The 22857-nt window shown below is 68.1% G+C and carries 12 protein-coding genes, 1 other RNA gene and 4 pseudogenes; 11 read left to right on the forward strand and 6 right to left on the reverse strand.

What is annotated here, in order from left to right:
- Window positions 1–8: 8 nt before the first annotated feature.
- From OR16_RS09360 to trxA, 5 genes and pseudogenes are all read right to left on the reverse strand, one after another.
- A pseudogene (locus tag OR16_RS09360) lies at window positions 9–1660 on the reverse strand (ArnT family glycosyltransferase).
- A 185-nt stretch (window positions 1661–1845) separates the two neighbouring features.
- The gene (locus OR16_RS09365; RefSeq protein ID WP_006157720.1) at window positions 1846–2109 is read right to left on the reverse strand and encodes a type B 50S ribosomal protein L31; all 264 of its coding nucleotides are present in this window, start codon (window positions 2107–2109) and stop codon (window positions 1846–1848) included.
- Window positions 2110–2361: 252 nt separating this feature from the next.
- Entirely contained in the window at window positions 2362–3213 is an 852-nt protein-coding gene (locus OR16_RS09370) for a M90 family metallopeptidase (RefSeq protein ID WP_006157721.1), read from the reverse strand.
- Window positions 3214–3319: 106 nt separating this feature from the next.
- Window positions 3320–4583 (reverse strand): annotated as a pseudogene (gene rho / locus OR16_RS09375) (transcription termination factor Rho).
- A 189-nt stretch (window positions 4584–4772) separates the two neighbouring features.
- Window positions 4773–5099 carry a thioredoxin TrxA gene (gene trxA, locus OR16_RS09380; protein ID WP_006157723.1) on the reverse strand — a complete coding sequence of 109 codons (327 nt, stop codon included), beginning with the start codon at window positions 5097–5099 and terminating at the stop codon, window positions 4773–4775.
- A 531-nt stretch (window positions 5100–5630) separates the two neighbouring features.
- Between trxA and OR16_RS09385 the strand changes: the two genes are divergently transcribed.
- The 3 genes and pseudogenes from OR16_RS09385 (at window position 5631) to OR16_RS09395 (ending at window position 12534) form a co-directional block, all read left to right on the forward strand.
- Window positions 5631–5897, forward strand: coding sequence for a hypothetical protein (locus OR16_RS09385; protein WP_006157724.1), 267 nt, complete (start codon window positions 5631–5633; stop codon window positions 5895–5897).
- 109 nt (window positions 5898–6006) lie between these two features.
- The gene (locus OR16_RS09390; RefSeq protein WP_006157725.1) at window positions 6007–8919 is read left to right on the forward strand and encodes a PD-(D/E)XK nuclease family protein; all 2913 of its coding nucleotides are present in this window, start codon (window positions 6007–6009) and stop codon (window positions 8917–8919) included.
- Window positions 8916–12534, forward strand: a pseudogene (locus OR16_RS09395) (UvrD-helicase domain-containing protein). Before OR16_RS09390 ends, OR16_RS09395 begins: the two are co-directional and overlap by 4 nt.
- A gap of 170 nt (window positions 12535–12704) precedes the next feature.
- Here the strand turns inward: OR16_RS09395 and ffs are convergent.
- Window positions 12705–12803: signal recognition particle sRNA small type (gene ffs, locus OR16_RS40410), an RNA gene on the reverse strand.
- A gap of 129 nt (window positions 12804–12932) precedes the next feature.
- Here ffs and OR16_RS09400 point away from each other — a divergent pair.
- The 8 genes and pseudogenes from OR16_RS09400 to OR16_RS09440 all read left to right on the forward strand — a co-directional run bounded on the left by OR16_RS09400 (window position 12933) and on the right by OR16_RS09440 (window position 22784).
- Window positions 12933–15437 (forward strand): adenosylcobalamin-dependent ribonucleoside-diphosphate reductase, encoded by a 2505-nt coding sequence (locus OR16_RS09400; RefSeq protein WP_006157726.1) that lies wholly within the window; start codon window positions 12933–12935, stop codon window positions 15435–15437.
- A gap of 92 nt (window positions 15438–15529) precedes the next feature.
- Window positions 15530–17367 (forward strand): annotated as a pseudogene (dnaX, locus tag OR16_RS09405) (DNA polymerase III subunit gamma/tau).
- Between the two features lie 83 nt (window positions 17368–17450).
- The gene (locus tag OR16_RS09410; RefSeq protein ID WP_006157727.1) at window positions 17451–17783 is read left to right on the forward strand and encodes a YbaB/EbfC family nucleoid-associated protein; all 333 of its coding nucleotides are present in this window, start codon (window positions 17451–17453) and stop codon (window positions 17781–17783) included.
- Between the two features lie 18 nt (window positions 17784–17801).
- Window positions 17802–18119: an antibiotic biosynthesis monooxygenase family protein gene (locus OR16_RS09415; RefSeq protein ID WP_006157728.1), complete on the forward strand. Its 318-nt coding sequence runs from the start codon at window positions 17802–17804 to the stop codon at window positions 18117–18119.
- A gap of 19 nt (window positions 18120–18138) precedes the next feature.
- Window positions 18139–19431 (forward strand): recombination mediator RecR, encoded by a 1293-nt coding sequence (recR, locus tag OR16_RS47230; protein WP_050982925.1) that lies wholly within the window; start codon window positions 18139–18141, stop codon window positions 19429–19431.
- Window positions 19432–19648: 217 nt separating this feature from the next.
- Complete coding sequence (locus OR16_RS09430; protein WP_006157730.1) at window positions 19649–20845, forward strand: CaiB/BaiF CoA transferase family protein; 1197 nt, start codon at window positions 19649–19651, stop codon at window positions 20843–20845.
- A complete protein-coding gene (locus OR16_RS09435; protein ID WP_006157731.1) occupies window positions 20842–21942 on the forward strand; it encodes a hydroxymethylglutaryl-CoA lyase in 1101 nt (366 codons plus the stop codon). The genes OR16_RS09430 and OR16_RS09435 overlap by 4 nt, the downstream gene beginning before the upstream one ends.
- Window positions 21852–22784 (forward strand): Bug family tripartite tricarboxylate transporter substrate binding protein, encoded by a 933-nt coding sequence (locus tag OR16_RS09440; RefSeq protein ID WP_081488727.1) that lies wholly within the window; start codon window positions 21852–21854, stop codon window positions 22782–22784. The genes OR16_RS09435 and OR16_RS09440 overlap by 91 nt, the downstream gene beginning before the upstream one ends.
- The last annotated feature ends 73 nt before the right edge of the window (window positions 22785–22857 follow it).

A 22857-nucleotide genomic window follows, 5' to 3' on the forward strand; every position in this document is an offset into this window, starting at 1 on the left:
CGCTCCCCTCAGGGGTGGCTCGGCAGCCGGCGCCCAGGCAGGCTGGGCCTGGGCGGCGCAACCCGGGACATATCAACCAGGCGATACATGCGGAAGCGCTCGTCGCGGTCGGAGGGGCGCCGGCCTTCCCAGATCAGGCGCCATTCGAAATGCGAGATGCTGGTGGGCTCGCCATAGTCGACGGGGTCATGGCGCAGCAGGACGTCGCAGCTGTCGTTCGGGCCGCCAAAGCGGATATGGCCGAAGTAGGCAAACGAGGCCAGCTGCGCGTCGCCCATGCGAATCGGCTGCACACAGTTATAAGCGGTGGGCAGCGCCATCGAGGCGGCTTGCGCCACATCGCGATAGGTCTTGCCGTAGTTGATCGATGGCATCCACAGCGTCATTGCCAGCACCCACATCAACGTGGTGCCCGCGGCCGAGATCACCACGGGGCGCCAGATCTGCTTGGGCGCGCGCGACAGGCGCCAGCGCACGATCAGGATCCAGGCTGCCGTCACCAGCAGTGCATAAATGATCGCGCTGACGGTGAAGTCTTGCTGGAAGCCCGGCAGCAGGCGGTAGATATTGGCGGCGATGCGCGGAGGCTGGCCCGTCGTCCTGGCGATCCACATGAACCACACAAAGCCGCCGAAGATGGTGAAGAACAGCAGGGCGAACCAGTCGATCGCGTTGATGGCGGCGCGCGTGAGCGTTGGCAAGCCGAACGCGGCAAGCACGGCCATCAGCAGGCAATCGGCCACACCGGCCAGGTAAATAGCAGCAGGTTGCGCGCGATGAAGTTGAGCGCGGTGGCGTTCGGCGCGCCATAGGTGCGGCGATCGTAGCGCGACCACTCGCGGATAAAGGTCACGGCGTCGTTGTGGTCGGTGGCGCCGAAGTAGGCGGCGGCCATCCAGGCTGCCACCAGTGCCAGCGCGAGCGGCACGCTCGCCAGCAACAGGCGCGGCAAGCCCAGGGGCTTGCAGGCCAGGCCGCAGATGATGACCGAGACCAGCAATACCAGCGGGATGACCGGCCCGCTGGACAGGGTCAGCGCGCCGAGCCCGGCACCCAGCCAGATGCCGCCCTGGATCGGTTTGTCCAGGCTGCGCACCATGCCATACAGGCTCATGGCGACAAAGCAAACCTGGCCTACCTGCGGCGTGGTCTCGTGGCCGCGCATGGCCAGGCCTACGCAGGCCAGGAAGATCAGCAAGGCGCCGTCGGCCAGCGTGCGGCCGTAGTCGCGCGCATTGGGCTGGCCGCCGAAGACATAGGCGAAAGGCTGCACCTCGGCGCGCCGGCCGAGCAGGTAGGTGGCGTACCAGATCAGTGTGCAGGTGCCGAAATAGAAGAGCGCCGTGGCGATGCGTGACGCGTCCGGGGCGCCGAGCCAGCCGCCAAACAGGCGGATCATCAGGGCGCCGACCCAGAACACCAGCGGTCCGTCTTCGCCGTAAGGGCGGCCCACGATATTGGGCATCAGCCAGTCCTGGGTGCCGCCGGTGGCCAGTTGCCACATCACGCCGAAACCGGCCGCATCCTCGTTTTTCCACGGATCGCGGCCGAACAGGCCAGCCAGGCCGTAGATGATGCAGATAGCCAGCAACAGCGCGCGTGGAAGCGTGCCGGTGGCGGCTGCGGTCAGGTGGACACGGGAAGTCTTGGCTGCGCTCATTGATTGGTGGGGCTTGGGGGCGGCCGGGGCGGGCGCTCCCGGTTAGCAGCGTGCGGAGGCGCCGGTTGGTGCCGGTCGCGCGGAGGCTGCAAAAGCAAAGAGGCAGCCGATGCTGCCTCTTTGCTTGGGTGCGCGGCGCCGGAGCATCTTGTCCGAGGCCATGCAGCGAGCGGGCTCGCGGCGAATTACTTCGCGGTGAGCTTGTTCAGCTTGCTGCCGAACTTCTGACGGAACTTCTCGACGCGGCCGGCCGTGTCCATGATCTTCTGGGTGCCGGTGTAGAACGGGTGCGATTCCGACGAAACTTCGATCTTGGCCAGCGGATATTCCTTGCCGTCGCGGGTGATCGTGTCGCGCGTCTGGATGGTCGAGCGGGTCACAAAGCTGAAGTCGTTCGACACGTCGAGGAATACGACTTCGCGATAATTCGGGTGAATGCCTTCTTTCATGGTGTTTCCTTTCAGGTTGGGTAGCCAGTCCGTTGTTTGCCGTGCTGCTGCTGCTGCCATTGCCAAAAGCGCCAGACCCTGCGCCTGGAGCTGGTGGCGCCTGTGGCGTCTGTGGTATTGGCAGCGTTGCGGCGAACGAACCACTTGCCGATAACGGACAATCCGGGATTATCGCAGAAAAACAAAAAGCTGGGCAAGTTTTGAGTGCGCGATGCGCACGGCAGGCGCGGGTGCCTGGATGTCTATTTTTGATCACATCGAGGCCGGGTCCTGGCGGTAGAACGCGGCCAGCGCGTCATAAAGCACCGGCCAGTGCCGGCGCAAGCCGGCTGGTTCGACAAAGAAGGTCTCCGAGGCCACCGCGAAGAACTCGCTTGGCGCCTCGCAACCATACGGGTCGATCACCCGCAACGCCGGAGGCAGCCGCTCCGGATGGTCCCAGGCATGGTCGGACTGCTGCTCGCATGCGTCCGCGAAGCGGTCGTACTCGGTGAGGAAATTCTCCGCCCATTGCTCGCGGTCGATGCCCGGATGGAGCACGCGTGAGAAAGGGGGGACGCCGTCCGGTTCGCCATCGAGCATGTCGAGTTTGTGGGCGAACTCGTGGATGACCACGTTGTAGGTGTCGTCGGGGTGAGCGTGGCGCGCATTCAGTCCGGCGCCGGGCGTCTGCACATCGGGCCAGGAGAGGATGACCGGCCCGTGTTCCCAGGCTTCGCCGCTGGCTTCCTCGACTACGCCATGCACCAGCCCGATCTCGTCCTCGACGGTACGGCGGATGACGAACTCGCCGGGGTAGAGCACGATGCCGCGCCAGCCGCGATACCATTCGATGCCCAGCTTGAGGATGGGCACGCAGGCCTGCAGCGCCACGCTTGTCACCATCTCGTCGGTGAGCGGCAGGTCGTGCGCGGTGGAGTATTCCTTGTCGGCGATGAACAGCGTGGCGAGCTCGCGCAGGGCCGCGAGATCGGCGGCGCCATAGCGCTGCACGAACGGCAGCGTGGCCACCGTGTGTGCCCAAAGCGCGTCGGGAATCGCGTAGTGCTCGAGTTTGCGCACGCGCGAGCGCGCACGCAGGAAGTGGCTCAGTCGGCCAAGCATGGAACTCCTGCAGACACGGGGCGGAAATGCAAAAAGGGCGCGCCGCGGCACGCCCTTCCAGTGCAATGCCAGCGCTGCGAACCGCAGCGCGCGGCATAGCGAACGATCAGCCGCCTCTGCGCATCATATCGAAAACACTCGGCGTTGTTCTTGGTCGCCTTCATCTTGTCGAGGATGAACTCCATGGCCTGCACTTCGTCCATGTCCGAGATGAACTTGCGCAGCACCCAGACCTTTTGCAGGATTTCGGGCTTGATCAGCAGTTCTTCGCGGCGCGTGCCGGACTTGTTCAGGTTGATCGACGGATAGACGCGCTTTTCCGCCAGGCGGCGTTCCAGGTGCACTTCCATGTTGCCGGTGCCCTTGAACTCTTCGTAGATCACGTCGTCCATGCGGCTGCCGGTTTCGATCAGCGCGGTGGCGATGATGGTCAGCGAGCCGCCTTCTTCCAGGTTACGCGCGGCGCCGAAGAAGCGCTTCGGGCGTTGCAGCGCGTTGGCGTCCACACCACCGGTCAGCACTTTGCCCGAGGCCGGCACCACCGTGTTGTAGGCACGTGCCAGGCGGGTGATCGAGTCCAGCAGGATCACCACGTCGCGCTTGAGTTCGACCAGGCGCTTGGCCTTTTCGATCACCATTTCTGCGACCTGCACGTGGCGGATGGCGGGTTCGTCGAAGGTCGACGCCACCACTTCGCCGCGCACCGAGCGCATCATTTCGGTCACTTCTTCCGGGCGCTCGTCGATCAGCAGCACGAACAGGTCCGCTTCCGGATGGTTGTTCGCAATCGCGTGGGCGATGTGCTGCAGCATCACGGTCTTGCCGGACTTGGGCGAGGACACCAGCAGGGCGCGCTGGCCACGGCCGATCGGCGCGATCATGTCGATGATCCGGCCGGTGATGTTTTCCTCGGCGCGGATTTCGCGCTCGAGCGTGAGCGGCCGGTTCGGGTGCAGCGGCGTCAGGTTCTCGAACATGATGCGGTTCTTCACCGCTTCAGGCGCTTGCCCGTTGACCTTGTCCACCTTCACCAGCGCGAAATAGCGCTCGCCGTCCTTGGGGGTCCGTACTTCGCCCTCGATCGTGTCGCCGGTATGCAGATTGAAGCGGCGGATCTGCGATGGGCTGATGTAGATGTCGTCCGTGCTTGCCAGGTAGGAGGTCTCGGGCGAGCGCAGGAAGCCGAAGCCGTCCGGCAGGACTTCCAGGGTGCCGTCACCAAAGATGATTTCGCCCAGCTTGGCGCGCTTCTTCAGGATCGCAAACATCAGCTCCTGTTTGCGCATCCGTTGTGCGTTGTCGATCTCGAGGGTCGCGGCCATTTCGAGAAGCGCAGACACGTGAAGCGATTTGAGTTCTGTCAGGTGCATAGACGAGGGGTACAGAGGCGCCCGGACGGGCTGGACCTAAAGGAAGGGGGAAGAAATGAGCGAACGCTCGGGGAAGTTGTTGATGCCATCTTAGCACAATCCGGACGGTGCGCCAGGGAAGGCGCACGCACGTCGGATTGTGACTACACCGGGGGCACGCCTGATGGCGCCGCGCCCCGGGCCGGCGTATTACAGATTGCCGTCGAGGAATGCGGTCAGTTGCGACTTGGACAGCGCGCCGACCTTTTGCGCGGCAACCGCGCCATTCTTGAACAGGATCAGCGTGGGGATGCCGCGGATGCCGAACTTGGCCGGCACTTGCTGGTTCTCATCGACGTTGAGCTTTGCGATCTGCAGCTTGTCGCCGTAGTCCTTGGCCACTTCGTCCAGGATCGGGGCGATCATCTTGCAAGGACCGCACCATTCTGCCCAGAAGTCGAGCAGGACAGGCTTGTCGGACTGGAGCACGTCTGCGTCGAAGGAGGCGTCGCTCACATACTTGATTTGTTCACTCATGGCGGAAAACCTCTGGTTTCGCTCTGTTTGATTTGAAGGCGGGATTTGCCGAACCGCTACATTACACGAGTTTGCGCATACCCGTAGGCGGGCGCCTTACCCGGTGCGGGCTGTCCCGAGCGACAGGACAGCCACGACTGGCGGGATATCGCTCATATGTTACCAGTTGATGGGAATTCAATACCCTGCCCGCCAACCGCACGGTGCGCTGCCGTACGCGGTGATGAACCCCGGCCGGTGCGGCTGCGCGCTAACGCCATTCTGCCCGCGAAGCCAAGCCTGGTGGAATCATTGTATTAATCGGCGCAAGAGCTTTTATCAATCGGGAGTCGCGCCGAAGTTCGCCGCCAGGCGTTCGACGTGTGACTTATGGGTAACGTTTATTCTGCTTTGCCGCGCGGGGCGAAGGTCTTGCGCAAGCGCAATCCAATGCGATGCAAAGGTCGCGCGGCGCCCCCGGGCGCGTAGAATAGAATCATGCGCCCGGCCTCGGCCCGGCGCCTTCCCGCGCAACAGACAAGGCTATAGACCATGACGCCAGACACCCCTTCCAAGCCGGATCCGCAGCAGCCCCCCGAAGTGGAACACTTGAGCGACGCGCTGGATCACATCAATGCCGCGGTCGAGCAAGAGAGCATTGCCGGTGGGGCGGCCAAGGGCCTCCTGTACAGCGTCATCGAGACACTGGGCGCGCTGGTAGGCGACCCCGACCTGCCCGAGCACGCTCGCTCCGGCTACCAGGGCTTGCTGGAGACCGCGCGCGAAATCCGCTCACGCCTCGAGGCCGGCAGCCACTGAAGGCTCTCCGGGTATTCCCGTATTTTTCGCGCATTCCGATGCGCGATGCACGGTTGCGCGCCGCGCGCTGTCGTGCCATGGCATCCGATCCGGCCGTCACTCTCGTTTCATGACCTCGCTGCAATTTCGTCCCGGCCCCGACTTCCTGCCGCAGGCCGCTGCCGCGGCCTGGTATTTCCTCGACCGCTGCGGGGAGCAGCAAGGCGCTGCGCATGTGGTGGTGCCCACCGCCGCGCAGATTCCCGGCGTGCGCCAGGCGCTGGACGCCGCCGCGCGCGCGGCCGGCACGCCGCGGCTGCTGCCGCGCGTGGTTACCATTGGCCACTGGTTGCTCGACTTGCCGCCGGACCCGATCCCGGTGCGCAGCCATGCGGCCCGGCTGCTGGCCGTGCAGCAGGCCATCCGCGCGCAGGACTGGTTGCGGCGCGCATTTGGGGCGCAGACCGAGGCCGCGGCGTGGGGGCTGGCGCAGACGCTGCTCACCATCAGCGATGAACTGAGCGCACGCTGGCTCGACGACGACGCCATCCGCGACGAAGATGTCGATGGGGACGACCGCGCGGCCCTGCTGCAGGGCGCGCTGGAACGGACCTATGCGCATCTGTCTTCCCGTTTCCTTGGCGAGGAGGCACGCATCGTCATGGCCTTCTGGCAAGCCTTGTCAGGCCCGGACGATCCACTGCCGGCGCGCCGCCGCACGCTGCACCGGCTGGCCCAGCACCTGGATGGCCCGGTCCTCTGGCTCGGGCCGACGCCGCCCCAGCCAATCGAGGAAGCGTTCCTGCGGCAGGCCGCCGAGCTCGTGCCGGTGATCCGCATCGGCTACGACTGGACTGCGCAGTCCGTGCAGGCGCAGAGTGGCTCGCTCGATGACGAAGCCGGCGACGGGCACGGCGAGTCCGACTGGTACGACACCCTGCTGGCGCTGTGGCCTGAGGCGCGGCTGCCTGGCCAGAACGAGACGGCGCCGCGCCGCGCGCCGCGTGGCCTGCCGGCTGAGCGTGCGCGCGTGCGCGTGATCGGCAGCGCGCGCTTCGAGGACGAAGCCGGCGCGGCCGCCGAGCAGCTCGTGCAGTGGCTCAACGAAGGCCGCCGCCACGTGGCGCTGGTGGCGCACGACCGCGTGGTGGCGCGGCGCGCGCGCGCCTTGCTGGCGCGCGCCGGCGCGCCGGTGCGCGATGAAACCGGCTGGAAACTCTCGACCACACGCGCCGCGGCCGCGTTGATGCGCTGGTTCGACCTGCTCAACCAGGACGGCGATACCTCGGCGCTGCTCGACCTGCTAAAGAGCCCATTCTGCCTGCCCGGCTTTGCGCTGCGCGGCGAGGCCATCGCCGCGCTCGAGCGGCAGATCCGGCGCGACGGTATCAGCGGTGGCTGGCGCCGCTTGCAGCAGCGCTTCCGCCCGGAGTCCGCTGACCAGACTGGCGGTGGCGACAACGGCGGTGACGCGGAACAAGACGTCCGCCGCGCCGCCCGGCAGGCCGCGTGCGAGCTGGTGCAGTGTCTTGCGGCCGAAGCCGGCGCCTGGCCGCGCGGCAACGCGCAACACCCGGTCTCGACCTGGCTGGAGCGCCTCGATGCCACACTCGATGTGCTCGGCATGCGCGAGGCGCTCTCGTCCGACGATGCCGGCATGCAGTTGCTCGACGCGCTCGCGCGCCTTGCCGATCTGCCGCAGGACGAAACGGGCTCGGGCGCCACGCTCGATCTCGGCGAATTCCGCTCCATGCTGTCGGCCTTGCTTGAGTCCGTCGCCTACAAGGAGCCCTCGGCCAGCGGCGCCGCGCGCATCACCATCTTGCCGCTCAACGGCGCGCGCATGCGCCGCTTCGACGGGGTCGTGGTGGTGGGTTGCGACGACACGCAGCTCCCCTCAAGCGCTGCCGAGCTGATGTTCTTCTCCAACCAGATGCGGCGCGAGCTTGCGCTGGAAGACCGCGAGGTGCGCTTCGCCCAGCAGGCGCGCGACCTGGCCGAGGTCTTGCTGAACAACGACGACGTGGTGCTCACCTGGCAGCGGCTGGGCGCGCGTGGCGAGCCCAAGCACGTGTCGGGCTGGATCGAGCGGCTCAGCGCGTTGTGCTCGCGCGCGGGCGCGCCGATCGAGGCGAGCGCGCCGCCGGTGCTGCACGAGACCTTCGCCGAGGTGGGCGGCATGCCCGCGCCCGCGGCATCGGAGCTGGTGCCCGCGCGCTGGAGCGCGCAGGCGTACAACATGCTGCGCCGCTGTCCCTACCAGTTTTTTGCCGGCCGCATGCTCGGGCTGGCGGGGCTGGAAGTCGTCAGCGACGACCTCGAAAAACGCGATATCGGCGAATTGCTGCACCGCGTGCTGCTGCGTTACCACCGCGAAGCGTCGCAGGACGGCTTGCGCCGCGAGGACGCTCGCCTGGCGCGTCTGCGCGAGATTTCCGATCACGAGTTCGGCGCGCTGATGAAGGAGGATGGCAACGCCATCGGCTACTACCGCCGCTGGTGCGAAGTGCTGCCCTCGTATGTGGCGTGGCAGGCCGAGCGCGAAGCGCAGGGCTGGTTCTGGGAAGACGGCGAGCTCGATGCCACAGTCGACCTGCCCATGCCCGACGGCCAGCCGCTGCGCGTCAACGGCCGCATCGACCGGCTCGACCGCGCACGCGACGGCAGCCGCGCGGTGCTGGATTACAAGACCCAGACCATGCTGCGCCTCAAGCGCAAGGTGGGGGACGTGGAAGAGGATTGCCAGTTGCCGTTTTATGGATTGCTGCGCGCCGACGTTGCCGGTGGCAGCTGGGTGGCGCTCGAAGGTGCGAAGGAAGGGCCGCCGGCACCCCAGCGCGAAGTGAGCCTGCCTGACTTCGACGCCGCGGTGGCGTGGCTCGAACAGCAATTGCGCAGCGACGTGATGCGCCTGCGCCAGGACGCGCCGCTGCCGGCCTTTGGGGACGCCAGCGCGTGCACCTACTGCACGGCCCGCGGCCTGTGCCGCAAGGGTTTCTGGGAAAGCACGGCGTTGCCGCCGGGGATCGGGGGCCGCGCATGAGCATCCATGCCTATCAGCGCGATGGCCAGCCGGTTGCCGAGGCCGAGTTCACGCGTGCGGCGTGCGACCCCGCCAGCTCCGTGGTGGTCGAGGCCTGCGCGGGCAGCGGCAAGACCTGGCTGCTGGTGGCGCGCCTGCTACGCCTGTTGCTGGCCGGCGCGGCGCCGCACGAGATCCTCGCCATCACCTTTACGCGCAAGGCAGCCGAGGAGATGCGCGAGCGCTTGCTGGAAGTACTGGCACAGCTCGCGCGCGACGACGACGATGCGGTGATCGCCGCGCTCACGCAGCGCGGGCTGGCGCCCGATGCCGCACGCGCCGCGCTGCCGCGCGCGCGCGGCCTGCATGCGCAGGTGCTGGCCGCGCCCGGGCGCATGGCCATCGATACCTTCCATGGTTGGTTCGGCACGCTGCTGCGCGGCGCGCCGCTGGCGTCGGGCATCGTGCCGGGCGCCACGCTGCGCGAAGACGCGCTGCGCATGAAGCGCGAGGCCTGGGCGCCGTTCTGGCAGGCCCTGGCCACGCCGCCGTATGCCAACCTGCGCGCAGCCTTCGAGCGCCTGGTGGATGCCATTGGCGAGTTCCAGGCGCGGGCCTTGCTCGATGCCATGTTCCACGCGCGCAGCGAGTGGTTCGCGTTCCGCGAAAGCGCCGATCCCGCCGAGGCGCTCGCCGCGGACCTGGGCGAGGATGCCCAGGTCGACGTGCTGCTGGAAGTGCTGGCTGACGACAGCTGGCTCGACGCCTGCCAGGGCATGGCGTCGCAGCTGGGCCGGGGCGGCAAGACCGAGCAGGCCCACGCCACGCGCCTGGCCGACGCGATCCTGGCGATCGGCGCCTGGCGTGAAGCGGGCGCCGCGCTCGGCGAGCCTGCCGAGCGCGCGTTCGCCATGTTGCGCGACGCGTTTTTCACCGCCGCCGGCAAGCCGCGTTCGCTGCGCGCTACCGCGGCGCTGACCAAGGCGCTCGGTGGCGAGGCGATGGTCGACGCGTTCCTCGCCGGGCACGGCGACATGTGCGCCGCGCTCGAGCAAGTTGCGCAACGCCGCTGCGAGGCCGCGGTGCTGGCGGTCAACCTGGCGCTGTACGAGCTGGGCGACGCGCTGCTGACGCGCTACCAGCATCACAAGTCCGAGCAGCGCGCGATGGATTTTGCCGACCTCGAATGGCTGGCCGCGCGGCTGATGCGCGACGAGGAGACCGCGACCTACCTGCAGGTCCGGCTCGACGCGCGCTACCGCCACCTGTTGCTCGACGAGTTCCAGGACACCAACCCGCTGCAGTGGCGCATCCTGCAGGGCTGGCTGGCCGGCTACGCGGGCCTGGGCGAGCGGCCCACGGTGTTCCTGGTGGGTGATCCCAAGCAGTCGATCTATCGCTTCCGCCGCGCCGACGCGCGCCTGTTCCAGACCGCCAGCGAGATGTTGCAGGCGGGTTTTGGCGCCACCGTGCTGCGGACCAATCGCACCCGCCGCAACCGTCCGGAAGTGCTCGACTGGGTCAACGCGGTGTTTGATACCGCGCGCGCCGACGGACGCTATCCGCTGTTCGAGACGCAGACCACGGCGCTGGACGAGCCCGGCGGCCCGGTGTGGCTGCTGCCGCTGGTCGAGCCCGAGGCGGAGCCAGCACCGCAAGATGATGCGGCTAACGATGACGATGAGACGGCCCGGGACGCCACAACGCACCGCGATACCCTGACGCAGCCGCGCCAGCACGAGGGCGATTCGCTGCGGCTCGAAGAGGGCCGGCGCGTGGCCGCGTGGTTGCGCCACATCCGCGCCACGGTCGCCCGTCGCCGACAGCCAGGGCCCGCGGCCCGCACGCTGGAGCGACGTGCACCTGCTGGTGCGCCGCAAGACCCATCTGGCGGAATACGAACGCGCCTTCCGCGAGGCTGGCATTCCCTGCCTGAGCCCGCGCCGCGGCGGTCTGCTGGCCACGCTGGAAGCGCTCGACCTGTCCGCCTTGCTGGCCTTCCTGATGACGCCGGAATCGGACCTGGACCTGGCCCACGTGCTCAAGAGCCCGCTGGTGGGCGCGACCGATGAGGACCTGATCGCCATTGCGCAGATGACCCAGGCGTGGGAGCCGCGGCCTGGCTGGTGGGCCTGCCTGCGGGAGCAGGGGTTGCCCGAATTCAGCAGTCCGGCGCTGCGCGATGGCGTTGCGCGCCTGCGCCACTGGCTGGAGGTGGCGCCGCATCGCCCGGTGCATGACCTGATCGACCACATCTACCATGGCGGCGAAGTGCGCCGGCGTTACGCCGAGGCCGCGCCTGCCGAGATCCGCGACCAGGTGCTGGCCAACCTCGATGCCTTCCTCAAGCTCTCGCTCGACCTCGATGGCGGACGCTACCCGAGCTTGCCGAAGTTCATCGACGAGTTGCAGGAAATCCGGCGCGGCGAGGAGGGGGAAAGCCCGGATGAAGGCGGCATGGCCGACAGCGCGGAAGACGCGGAAGGCGACGCCGATGCCGACGACGCCACCGACAATGCGCAGGACGCGGTCCACATTCTCACCGTGCACGCCGCCAAGGGGCTGGAGGCCCCGTTCGTCGTGCTGCTGGACGCCAACCACAGCGACGGCGCCGCGGACCGCGGCGGCATCCTGATCGACTGGCCGCCGTCCTCGGCAGTGCCGGTGCATTTTTCCGCCTATGGCAAGCGCAGCACGCGCGGGCTGTCTCGCGCGCCGCTGTTCGAGGCTGAGGCAGCCTTGGCCGAGCGCGAGAACTGGAACCTGCTCTACGTGGCGATGACGCGCGCGCGCCAGGGCTTGCTGGTGAGCGGCGTCAAGGGGCGCGCATCGCGCGGCGCCGAGAGCGCCGAGGGCAACCGCGAGATCGCCGGCAGTTGGTATGCGCGGCTGCTGGCGGCCGGGGTCGGCGTGGAAGTCGAGCCGTTCCCGGCGGCCTCCGCGCAGGACATGGCCGATGCCGCGGCCGGCTTTGATGCGCGCGTGCGCTTTACCGATTTTCGCCAGCGTTACCGCGAAGCGGCCGAAGGCCTGGCGCCGGTGCTGGCGTGGGAAGACGAGGAGGCGGAGCAGGGCGCTGCACCGGGTGGGGACGGCGACCACACGATCGTGTTCGACGCCGACGCGGCGCGTCATGGCGAGCTGCTGCACGCGCTGCTGGAGCGAGTGACGCGTTATCCGGAGGCGTTCGAGGGGTTGCCCACGCCCGAGGTGGTGATGCGCTGGTTCCCGCTGGCGGGCGCCGGCACGGCGCAGGCGCGCACGCTATGGCGGGACCAGGCGCACGCCGCGGTCGAGGGCGCCCGGCGGATGCTGGAAGCGCCGGCGTTGCGGCCGTTGCTGTTCCCGCAGGCAGCAGTCAGCGCCCGTAACGAGGTCGAACTCTACGATGCGCGCGGCCGCCTGCTGCGGATCGACCGCCTGGTGGAGTTTGCCGATCGGGTGGTGATCATCGATTACAAGCTGCGCCTGTTGCCGCAGGAGCATGCGGCCTACGCGCAGCAGCTCGCGGGCTACGTGGCGGCAGTCAGGCCGATGTTCCCGGGGCGGCGGGTCGAGGCCGGCGTGGCCACGGCCGACGGGGAATGGATTGCGGCGGATGCGCTGCAAACGTCGCGCCAGGGCGCGCTGTTCTAGGCAGGGCCTGGGTCATGGAAAACGGGAGGGCATTGCGTGGATGCGGATTCAGCGAGGCCCTGCCGGACAATATGCCATCGGCGGCCTGATGCGCAGACTTGAAGAAAGCGCGATGATGCGAGGGAATGTTACTGCTGGATAGCTGCGGAATACAGCTAGGGGGATGTTAGGGGGACGAGCCTGACCCTCGGCACTGGCGGAAAACGGCTGTGGCTGCTTCGTTCCCGACCTGACCAGGTTGACCGCGCCACCATGCGAGGAGGCCCGTCCGGTCGGCATTGTAACCCAGAGCGGGCGGGGCCGGCGGAATTCCGCGAAATTGATTGCGTAAGTTGATTGCGTAAGTTGATTGAGTAGATTGATTGAGCCATGCAACCCGGACACCTGCGAGATCCACGATGAATGCCAAGGACCAGATGCTTTGCGCCACGCTGCCGCCCCAGGACATCTCCACGGAAGTCCTGCTGGAGAAATACGCGAAGGGCGAGGAGACAACCGCCGCCGATGTGCGCCAGCGGGTTGCGCGCGCGCTGGCCGAGGCAGAGCCCGAGGCGCAGCGCGCGCAATGGGCCGAGCGTTTCCTGTGGGCGCAGGAGCAGGGCTTCGTGCCGGCGGGGCGCATCAACTCGGCGGCTGGCACGCGCATCGAGGCCACGCTGATCAACTGCTTCGTGCAGCCGGTGGGGGATTCGGTATCCGATGCGCGGGATGGCAAGCCGAGCATCTATGCGGCGGTCGCGCAGGCGGCGGAGACCATGCGGCGCGGTGGCGGGGTGGGCTACGACTTCTCCGCGATCCGGCCAGCCGGTGCGCTGGTGCGGGGCACGCACTCGCGCGCCTCGGGGCCGGTGTCCTTCATGAAGGTGTTCGATGCATCCTGCGCCACGGTGGAGTCGGCCGGTTCGCGCCGCGGCGCGCAGATGGGCGTGCTGCGCTGCGACCACCCGGATATCGAGACCTTTATCCACGCCAAGGACCAGGGCGACCTGACCAACTTCAATATCTCCATCGGCGTCAGCGACGACTTCATGCGCGCAGTCGAGGCCGATGGCGAGATCGAACTGGTGCACGAGGCCGAGCCCACGGCGGAAACCATCGCCGATGGCGCCTACCGGCGCGACGACGGCCAGTGGGCCTATCGCCGCGTGCCGGCGCGCCAGTTGTGGGACCAGGTGATGCAGGCCACCTACGATCATGCGGAGCCCGGCATCCTGTTCCTGTCGCATATCAACGATGACAACAATCTCTATTACTGCGAGCGCATCGAGGCCACCAATCCCTGCGCGGAACAGCCGCTGCCGCCCTACGGCTGCTGCGACCTTGGCTCGATCGACCTGACCCGTTTCGTGCGCCAGCCCTTCGCCACGGACAGCCGCTTTGACTTCGAGGCCTTCGCCGAGGTGGTGCGGGTGGCGGTGCGCATGCTCGACAACGTGCTCGACGTGACCTACTGGCCGTTGCCCGAGCAGCGGGCCGAGGCGCACGCCAAGCGGCGCATCGGCCTGGGCTTTCTCGGGCTGGGCAGCGCGCTGGTGATGCTGGGCATCCGTTACGACAGCGAGCCGGGACGCGCACTGGCCGCGCGTATCGCGCAGACCTTGCGCGATACCGCCTACCTGGCTTCGGCCGGGCTGGCGCGGGAGAAGGGCGCTTTCCCCCTCTTCAAGGCCGATGCCTACCTGGCCAGCGGCTTCGCCCGGCGCCTGCCCGCGGCGGTGCGCGAAGCCATCGGCCGCGACGGCGTCCGCAACTCGCACCTGCTGTCGATCGCCCCGACCGGCACCATCACGCTGGCGTTCGCCGACAACGCGTCGAACGGCATCGAGCCCGCTTTCTCATGGACCTACAACCGCAAGAAGCGCATGGCGGACGATAGCTACAAGGTGTTCGAGGTGGCGGACCATGCCTGGCGCCTTTATCGCCACCTCGGTGGCGATATGGCGCAGTTGCCCGACAGCTTTGTCACGGCGCTGCAGATGTCGGCGCTCGATCATATGAAGATGCTCGAGGCGGTCCAGCCCTATATCGACACCAGCATCAGCAAGACGGTGAACGTGCCGCAGGACTATCCGTACGAGGCCTTCCGCAACCTTTACCTGGAAGCCTGGCGCGCGGGGCTGAAGGGGCTTGCCACCTACCGCCCCAATAGCGTGCTGGGCGCGGTGCTGTCGGTGACGCCGCCGGCGGCAGGCGCCCAGGCAGTACCCGCCATGGCCGCCGTGACCGACGACCCGCTGCGCAAGCCATTCGCGAGCCGTCCCGTGGGCGACCTCGAAGGCGTGACGTCGAAGGTCGAGTACATGACTTATGAGGGGCACAAGACGGTCTACCTGACGGTCAACTTCATGCGTGTGGCCGGCTTGCTCGACGGCAAGCCGGTGGCCGTGGAGCGTCCGGTGGAGTTCTTCATGCCGGCCGGGCAGCGCAACGACGGCCAGCAGTGGATCACGTCCACCATGCGGCTGCTGTCGATGGTGGCGCGGTCCGGCGGCTCGATCGCCAAGGCGTTGGCGGACATGCGCAACGTGGTCTGGGACAAGGGCGCGGTGCGCTACGGCACGCTGGCGCGCCAGGACGGCACCGAGGTGCCGCGCTTCCATGATTCCGAGGTGGCGGCGATCGGCTACGCCCTGCAGCGCATCCTGATCAAGCGGGGGTTCCTCGACGCGCAAGGCATCCAGGTGCCGGTGGCGGCGCTTGCCGACCGCCTGGCCGGGCTGGAAGGGCCGGGCGGCGGCGACGGCGGTGGGGCGGCCCAGGCGGCTCGCGCCGGCGGCTCGCCGGCCGCGGCGCTGGGGCTGGGCTCGGGCAAGCCTTGCCCGGAGTGCGGCGCCCATGCCCTGCATAAGGTCGATGGCTGCGCCAAGTGCGCTAACTGCGGTTATGTCGGGGAATGTGGCTAGGGGCTTGGGGCGCAGGGCAGCGCACCTGGCAACCTTGTGAATCGGCATGAATCCCGCCTGACGGACGGCCGCCTTTTGCTACAATCGCCGCCATGAGTTATCAAGTGCTAGCGCGCAAATGGCGCCCCCGGGATTTCACCACGCTGGTCGGCCAGGAGCACGTGGTCCGCGCGCTCACGCACGCGCTGGAACAACAGCGGCTGCACCATGCCTACCTGTTCACTGGCACGCGGGGCGTCGGCAAGACCACGCTGTCCCGGATTCTCGCCAAGGCGCTGAACTGCATCGGGCCGGACGGCACGGGCGACATCACCGCGCAGCCTTGCGGGGTGTGCAAGGCCTGCACCGAGATCGATAGCGGGCGCTTCGTCGACTATATCGAGATGGACGCGGCCTCCAACCGCGGCGTCGACGAAATGGCATCCCTGCTGGACAAGGCGGTGTATGCGCCGACCGCGGGGCGCTTCAAGGTCTACATGATCGACGAAGTGCACATGCTGACCAACCACGCCTTCAACGCCATGCTGAAGACGCTGGAAGAGCCGCCCGCGCACGTCAAGTTCATCCTGGCCACTACCGATCCGCAGAAAATCCCGGTCACGGTGCTGTCGCGCTGCCTGCAGTTCAACCTCAAGCAGATGCCGCCGGGCCATATCGTCAGCCACCTCGACCACGTGCTGGGCGAGGAGCGCATCGTGCGCGAGCCCAACGCGCTGCGCCTGCTGGCTCGGCGGCCCACGGCTCGATGCGCGACGCGCTGTCGCTGACCGACCAGGCCATCGCCTACAGCGCCGGCCAGGTGTCGGAGGCCGCCGTGCGCGGCATGCTGGGCGCGATCGATCAATGCTACCTGGTGCAACTGCTGGATGCGCTGGCCGCCGAAGACGGCGCGGCCATGCTGGCGGTGGCGGATGGCATGGCCGATCGCAGCCTGTCGTTTGCCGGCGCCTTGCAGGATCTCGCCTCGCTGCTGCACAAGATCGCGCTGGCCCAGGCGGTACCGGCCTCGGTCCAGGAAGAATGGCCGGAAGCCGCGGAAGTGCGCCGCTTCGCCGCCGCCTTCGATGCGCAGGAAGTGCAGCTGTTCTACCAGATTGCCAACCTTGGCCGCAGCGAACTGGCGCTGGCGCCGGACGAGTACGCGGGCTTCACCATGACGCTGTTGCGCATGCTGGCTGCGGTGTCGAGGCCGGCGGCCCCGATGCCAGCGGCCAAGGCCGCAGCCCCGGCGCGCAGGGAGCCCGTGCCCCCGCGGCAAGCCGCCACGGATGCGCGCGATGCCGGCCCGAGCGACGACGTTCCGCCATGGGAGCACGCCGGCAGCAGCGACGTGCCGCCCTGGGAAGACCTCCCGCCCGACTTGCCCGTGATCGGGCCCTACGACAGCGATCCCGAGCCGATGCCCTCGCGCCAGGCCGCGCCCCGGCGCGAACCTGCCCCGCGCGCTGCGCCGCCTGCTGCTGCCGTGCAAGCCGCCCCGGCCGAGCCGGTGGCCCCGGTGCGGCTCACGCCGCCGAAGCCGCCGGTGGCAGGCGAAGACGGCACGCCGCCGGTGTTCACCGGCGCCTGGCCGGCACTGGCTGCCAGCCTGCCGCTCAAGGGCCTCGCGCAGCAGTTGGCCTACCAGAGCGAGCTCGTCCAGGTTGTGGGCCGTACCTTCCACCTGCGCGCGCCGGTCGCGCCGATTACCGAGGCCGGCGTCGTCGAACGCCTGCAGCAGACGCTGGCCGAGCATCTCGGCACCGAAGTGCGGGTGCAGTGCGAGATTGGCGCGGTGGCCGATACCGCCGCCGCCGCGGATGCCCAGGCCCGCGCCGAGCGCCAGCGCGAAGCCGAGGCCACCATCGAAGGGGATCCCTTCGTGCAGGGTTTGCTGCGCGAGTTCGGCGGCACGATCCTGGAGGGATCGATCCAGCCGCGCGCCGCCTGACCTCTTGTTTTTGCCTGGCCGCCGGCGCCCATGACGCGCGGCGGCCCGTAACTTCCATCCAAAACGCTAATCAGGAGTACTCCATGATGAAGGGCCAACTGGCCGGGCTGATGAAGCAAGCCCAGCAGATGCAGGAAAACATGAAGAAGATGCAGGAGCAACTTGCCCTGATCGAAGTCGAGGGCCAGTCCGGTGCCGGCCTGGTCAAGGTGGTGATGACCTGCAAGAACGACGTCAAGCGTGTCTCCATCGACCCGAGCCTGCTCGCCGAAGGCGAAGACAAGGAACTGCTGGAGGACCTGGTCGCCGCCGCGTTCAACGACGCCGTGCGCAAGGCCGAGGCGACTTCGCAGGAAAAAATGGGCTCGATGACCTCCGGCCTGCCGCTGCCCCCGGGCTTCAAGCTGCCGTTCTGAGCCTGACACGGAGCCCGCATGATTCTCGAATCCGCAGTGCTGCCGGTGCGCCCCGGCCAGGAAGCCGCCTTTGAAACGGCCTTCGGGCAGGCGCGCCAACTCATCGCGGGCATGCCGGGCTTCCTCGGGCTTGAGTTGCATCGCGGCATCGAACAGCCCTCGGCGTACCTGCTGACGGTGCGCTGGCGCACGCTGGAAGACCACACCGAGGGATTCCGCGGCTCGCCCGAGTACCAGCAGTGGAAAGCCTTGCTGCATCATTTCTATGAACCGTTTCCCACCGTGCTGCATCACGTGCCGGTGGTGAGCATGGCCGCGCCCGGGGGGGCGGCATGAGGGCGCCCCCCCGACCTCGCTGCAGGCGCTGATCGAGGCGCTGCGGGTCTTGCCGGGCGTGGGGCCAAAGTCGGCCCAGCGCATGGCTTACCACCTGCTGCAGCACGACCGCGAAGGCGCGCGCAAGCTGGGCGACGCATTGCGCGGCGCGGCCGACGGCATCAAGCATTGCTCGCGCTGCAATACCTTCACCGAGCAGGACATCTGCTCGACCTGCCTGGACGAGCGGCGCGACGCCTCGCTGCTGTGCGTGGTGGAGACGCCGTCCGACCAGATCATGATCGAGCAGACGCTGACCTATCGCGGCCAGTATTTCGTGCTGATGGGCCGGCTCTCGCCGCTCGACGGCATCGGCCCGCGCGAGATCCACCTGGACCGGCTGCTGGCGCGCGCCACCGACCCCGCCATGGGCGGCCCGGTGACCGAGGTGATCGTCGCCACCAATTTCACGAGCGAAGGCGAGGCCACGGCGCACTATGTCGGCGAGATGCTGAAAGCGCGCGGCCTCAAGGTGTCGCGCCTGGCGCGCGGCGTGCCGGTCGGTGGCGAGCTCGAATACGTCGATGCCGGCACCATTGCCGGGGTGCAGCTGACCGAGGCCGGGCAGGCGTGCTTCCACCATGCGCTCACCATCCTGCAGGACGTGGAGCGCATGGCCGGCGTGATGTCGGACTACGCCAGCGGCGTGCGCGGGCAGGTGCGCGTGTGCGCCAATACCTCGGCCATCACGCAGTTCCTGCCTGACGACCTGGCGACCTTCATGGCGCTGCATCCCACCATCCGCATCGAACTCGAAGAGCAGAACAGCAGCGAGATCGTGGCCGCGCTGGTGGAAAACCGCGCGGATGTGGGCATCTTTGCCGACCGCACGCCCAGCGCGGGCCTGGTCACGGTGGAGTACCGGCAGGACGAACTGGTGCTGGTCACGCCGCCGGGCCATCCACTGTCCGAGCGCGGGCCGGTGCGCTATGCGGACACGCTGGAATACGACTTCGTCAGCTTGCCGCAAGTCACCTCGCTGGCGGCCCGCCTGCTGGAGGAGAGCAGCCGGTTGGACCGGCCTTTCCGCCTGCGCATCCAGGTGCGCAGCTTCGACGCCATGTGCCGCATGGTGATGGCGGGGCTTGGCGTGGGCGTGCTGCCGCGCATCGCGGCCGAGCCGCACGTGCAGTCGATGGGGCTGTCGCTGGTGGGGCTGCAGGACGCCTGGGCCCGCCGCACGCTGCTGATTGGCATGCGTGACCCCGCCGGGCTGACGGTGTCGGCGCGGCTGCTCATCACCCATCTCTGCGGCGACCGCGCGCCGTTCTGAAGCCCTAGGCCTTCGTCGTGGCTTCGCCGTGGCTTGTGCGGGGCTTTCGCGTTCCGAGAAGGCCCGCTTCTCCGAATGCCGATTCCGCCAGCCGCCCGGCTGGGGCACACTGCGTTGAAACAAGGCGTGCGGCAAGCTGCGCTGGCCGCACTGGCCGCGGCGCATCCCTTCGGCACACGCCCGCTGTAATCCACACCGCACGGAGACACCCCCAACCATGGCGCGACAGATCCTCGAAGGCATTCGGGTCCTTGAACTCGGGCAACTGATTGCCGGCCCTTTCGCGGCCAAGACCCTCGCCGATTTCGGCGCCCACGTGGTCAAGGTGGAGCCGCCCGGGCAGGGCGACCCGCTGCGCAAATGGCGCATGCTCTACGAAGACACCTCCGTCTGGTGGGAAGCGCAATCGCGCAACAAGCAATCCATCTGCATCGACCTGCGCAGTCCGGATGGGCAGGTCGTGGTGCGCAAGCTGGCCGCCGAGGCCGACGTACTGATCGAGAACTTCCGGCCGGGCACCATGGAAAAATGGGGCCTGGGCTATGAAGCGCTGCGTGCGGAAAACCCTGGTCTGATCATGGCACGCGTGTCCGGCTACGGCCAGACCGGCCCGAAGAAGGACGAGCCGGGCTTCGCCGCGGTGGCCGAGGCCATGGGCGGCCTGCGCTACCTCACCGGCGAGCCGGGGCGTGCCCCGGTGCGCGCCGGCCTGTCGCTGGGCGACACCATTGCTGGCCTGCATGGCGCGCTGGGCGTGCTGCTGGCACTGTACGAGCGCGATGCGCGCGGCGGCGAGGGGCAGGTGATCGACGTGGCGCTGTACGAGTCGCTGTTCAACCTGAGCGAAAGCCTGCTGCCGGAGTATTCGGCGTTTGGCGCCGTACGCCAGCCGGCGGGCGGCGCCTTGCCCGGCATCGCGCCTTCCAACGCCTATCCCTGCGCCAGTGGCGAGTACGTGCTGGTGGCCGCCAACGGCGACGCCATCTTCAAGCGCCTGATGCACGCCATCGGCCGCGCCGACCTGGGCGATGACCCGGCGCTCGCGCGCAACGACGGCCGTGTGAAACGCGTCGACGAGATCGATGCCGCCATCACGGCGTGGACCCGCACGCAAAGCGTGGAAGACGCGTTGGTGGTGCTCAAGCAGGCCGAAGTGCCATCCGGGCGCATCTACACCGTCAAGGACATCTCGGAAGACCCGCACTACCGCGCGCGCGGCGTGATCGAGAGCGTGACCGCGGCCAGCGGCCTGAGCGTCGAAGTGCCGGGCATCATGCCCAAGCTCTCGGCCAGCCCGGGCGCCATCCACGACCGCGCGCCCACGCTGGGCGAACACACCGACAGCGTGCTGGAGGCGGCCGGCTTCGACGCTGCCACTATCGCCGACATGCGCGCACGCGGGGTGGTGGCATGAGCGCGTCGTCCATGCCGCGCGGCCCGGCCCGCATCGAGATCAATGAAGTCGCGCCGCGCGACGGCCTGCAGATCGAGCCGGCCGTGGTGCCGACCGACGCCAAGGTCGCCTTTCTCGATGCCTTGTCCGCCTGCGGCTTTGCCCGCATCGAGGCCACGTCCTTCACCTCGGCCAAGGCCATCCCCGCATTGGCCGACGCCGAGGCGGTCATGCACCGCATGCAGCGCGGTGCCGGCGTGCGCTACACCGCGCTGGTGCCGAACCTGCGCGGCCTGGAGCGCGCGCTGTCGTGCGGGCCCGATGAACTCAACCTGGTGATGTCGGCCAGCGAGACGCACAACCGCGCCAACCTGCGCATGACGCGCGCCCAGTCGCAAGCCCAACTGCTGGCGATGATCGAGGCGGCCAACGCGGCTGGCGTGCCGGCCAATGTGTCGCTGTCCACCGTATTCGGCTGCCCCTTCGAGGGCGAGGTGGATGCCGATGCCGTGATGGCGCTGGCCGGGTCCTTCGCCCATGCCGGCGCGGCCGGCGTCACGCTGTGCGACACCACCGGCATGGCCTATCCCACGCAGGTGGCCGCGCTGTGCGAGCGCTTCCAGCAAGACCTGCCGCAGGCGGGTCTCACCATTCACCTGCATAACACCCGTGGCATGGGCCTGGCCAACGCGCTGGCCGCGTGGCAGACGGGCGTGACCCGTTTCGACGCCGCCGCGGGCGGCCTCGGTGGTTGCCCCTTTGCGCCTGGCGCCAGCGGCAACGTCAGCACCGAGGAGCTCGTGCATATGTTCGATGCCATGGGCGTGGACACCGGCGTGGACCTGGCGCGCCTGCTGGACGTGGTGGCAGGCTTGCCCGCGCTGGTCCAGCGCGACACCGCCAGCCAGTTGCTGCGCGCCGGCGCGCGCCTGCGCACGCACCAAGGACGGGTGCGCACCGCACGGCGAGGGCCGGCGGGCGCTGAACAAAAAACCAAGATCAACAAGCATCAAGCAGGAGACACTCCATGCCTCGCAATCCGGCATTTGCCATCGCACGTCCCCACTTCTCCTTGTGCGCATCCGGCGCGCGCCGCAAGGCGCTCGCCACCGTCGTGACGCTGGCTGCCGCCAGCCTGGCCGGCACGGCCGCCTGGGCGCAGGACGGCAGCTATCCGACGCGTCCGGTCACGCTGGTGGTGTCCGCCGCCGCCGGCGGCACGACCGACCTGGCCGCGCGCATGATCTCGGAGCCGCTGTCCAGGGCACTCGGCCAGCCAGTGGTGGTGGATAACCGCCCGGGCGGCTCCGGCGGCATTGCCGCGCAGACGGTGGCGCGCGCCAAGCCGGACGGCTACACCTTGATGGTGCAGTACTCGGGCTACCAGGTCATCTCGCCGCTGCTGATGAAGAACGCGTGGGACCCGGTGAAGGATTTCTCCCCGGTCGCCAACATCCTGTCGGCGCCGCAAGTGCTGGTGGTACGCCCGAGCCTGCCGGTGAAGACACTCAAGGAACTGGTGGCCTATGCCAAGGCCAACCCTAACAAGCTCAACTACGCATCATCGGGTAACGGCTCGCTGCAACACGTTTCCACCGAGCTGCTGAACCAGATGGCCGGCATCCAGATCACCCATGTCCCATACAAAGGCACCGGCCCGGCCATGACCGACCTGCTGGGTGGCTCGGTGGATCTCACCATCACCACGCCGCCGCCGCTGATGGGGCATATCCCGTCGTGGTTCGCCCTGTACGCGCCGGCCGGCACGCCCAAACCGATCATCGACAAGCTCGCCGGCGAGATCGATCGCATCATGCAGACCGAGGCCTTCCGCAAGAAGGCGGAGGAGCTCGGCGCCGAGGCCAAGTTCATGGGCCCCCAGCAACTCGCCGCCTACCAGCGCAGCGAGCTTGCGCGCTGGGCCAAGGTCATCAAGGCGGCCGATATCCACGCGGAATGATGCAGGTGCCCGGTGCCGGCAGTAAGCCGGTCGAAAGGCGCAACCTGTATCTTCGATGCGCGCATGCCGGGGG

Source organism: Cupriavidus basilensis OR16, assembly GCF_000243095.1.
Taxonomy (GTDB): Bacteria; Pseudomonadota; Gammaproteobacteria; order Burkholderiales; family Burkholderiaceae; genus Cupriavidus; species Cupriavidus basilensis_D.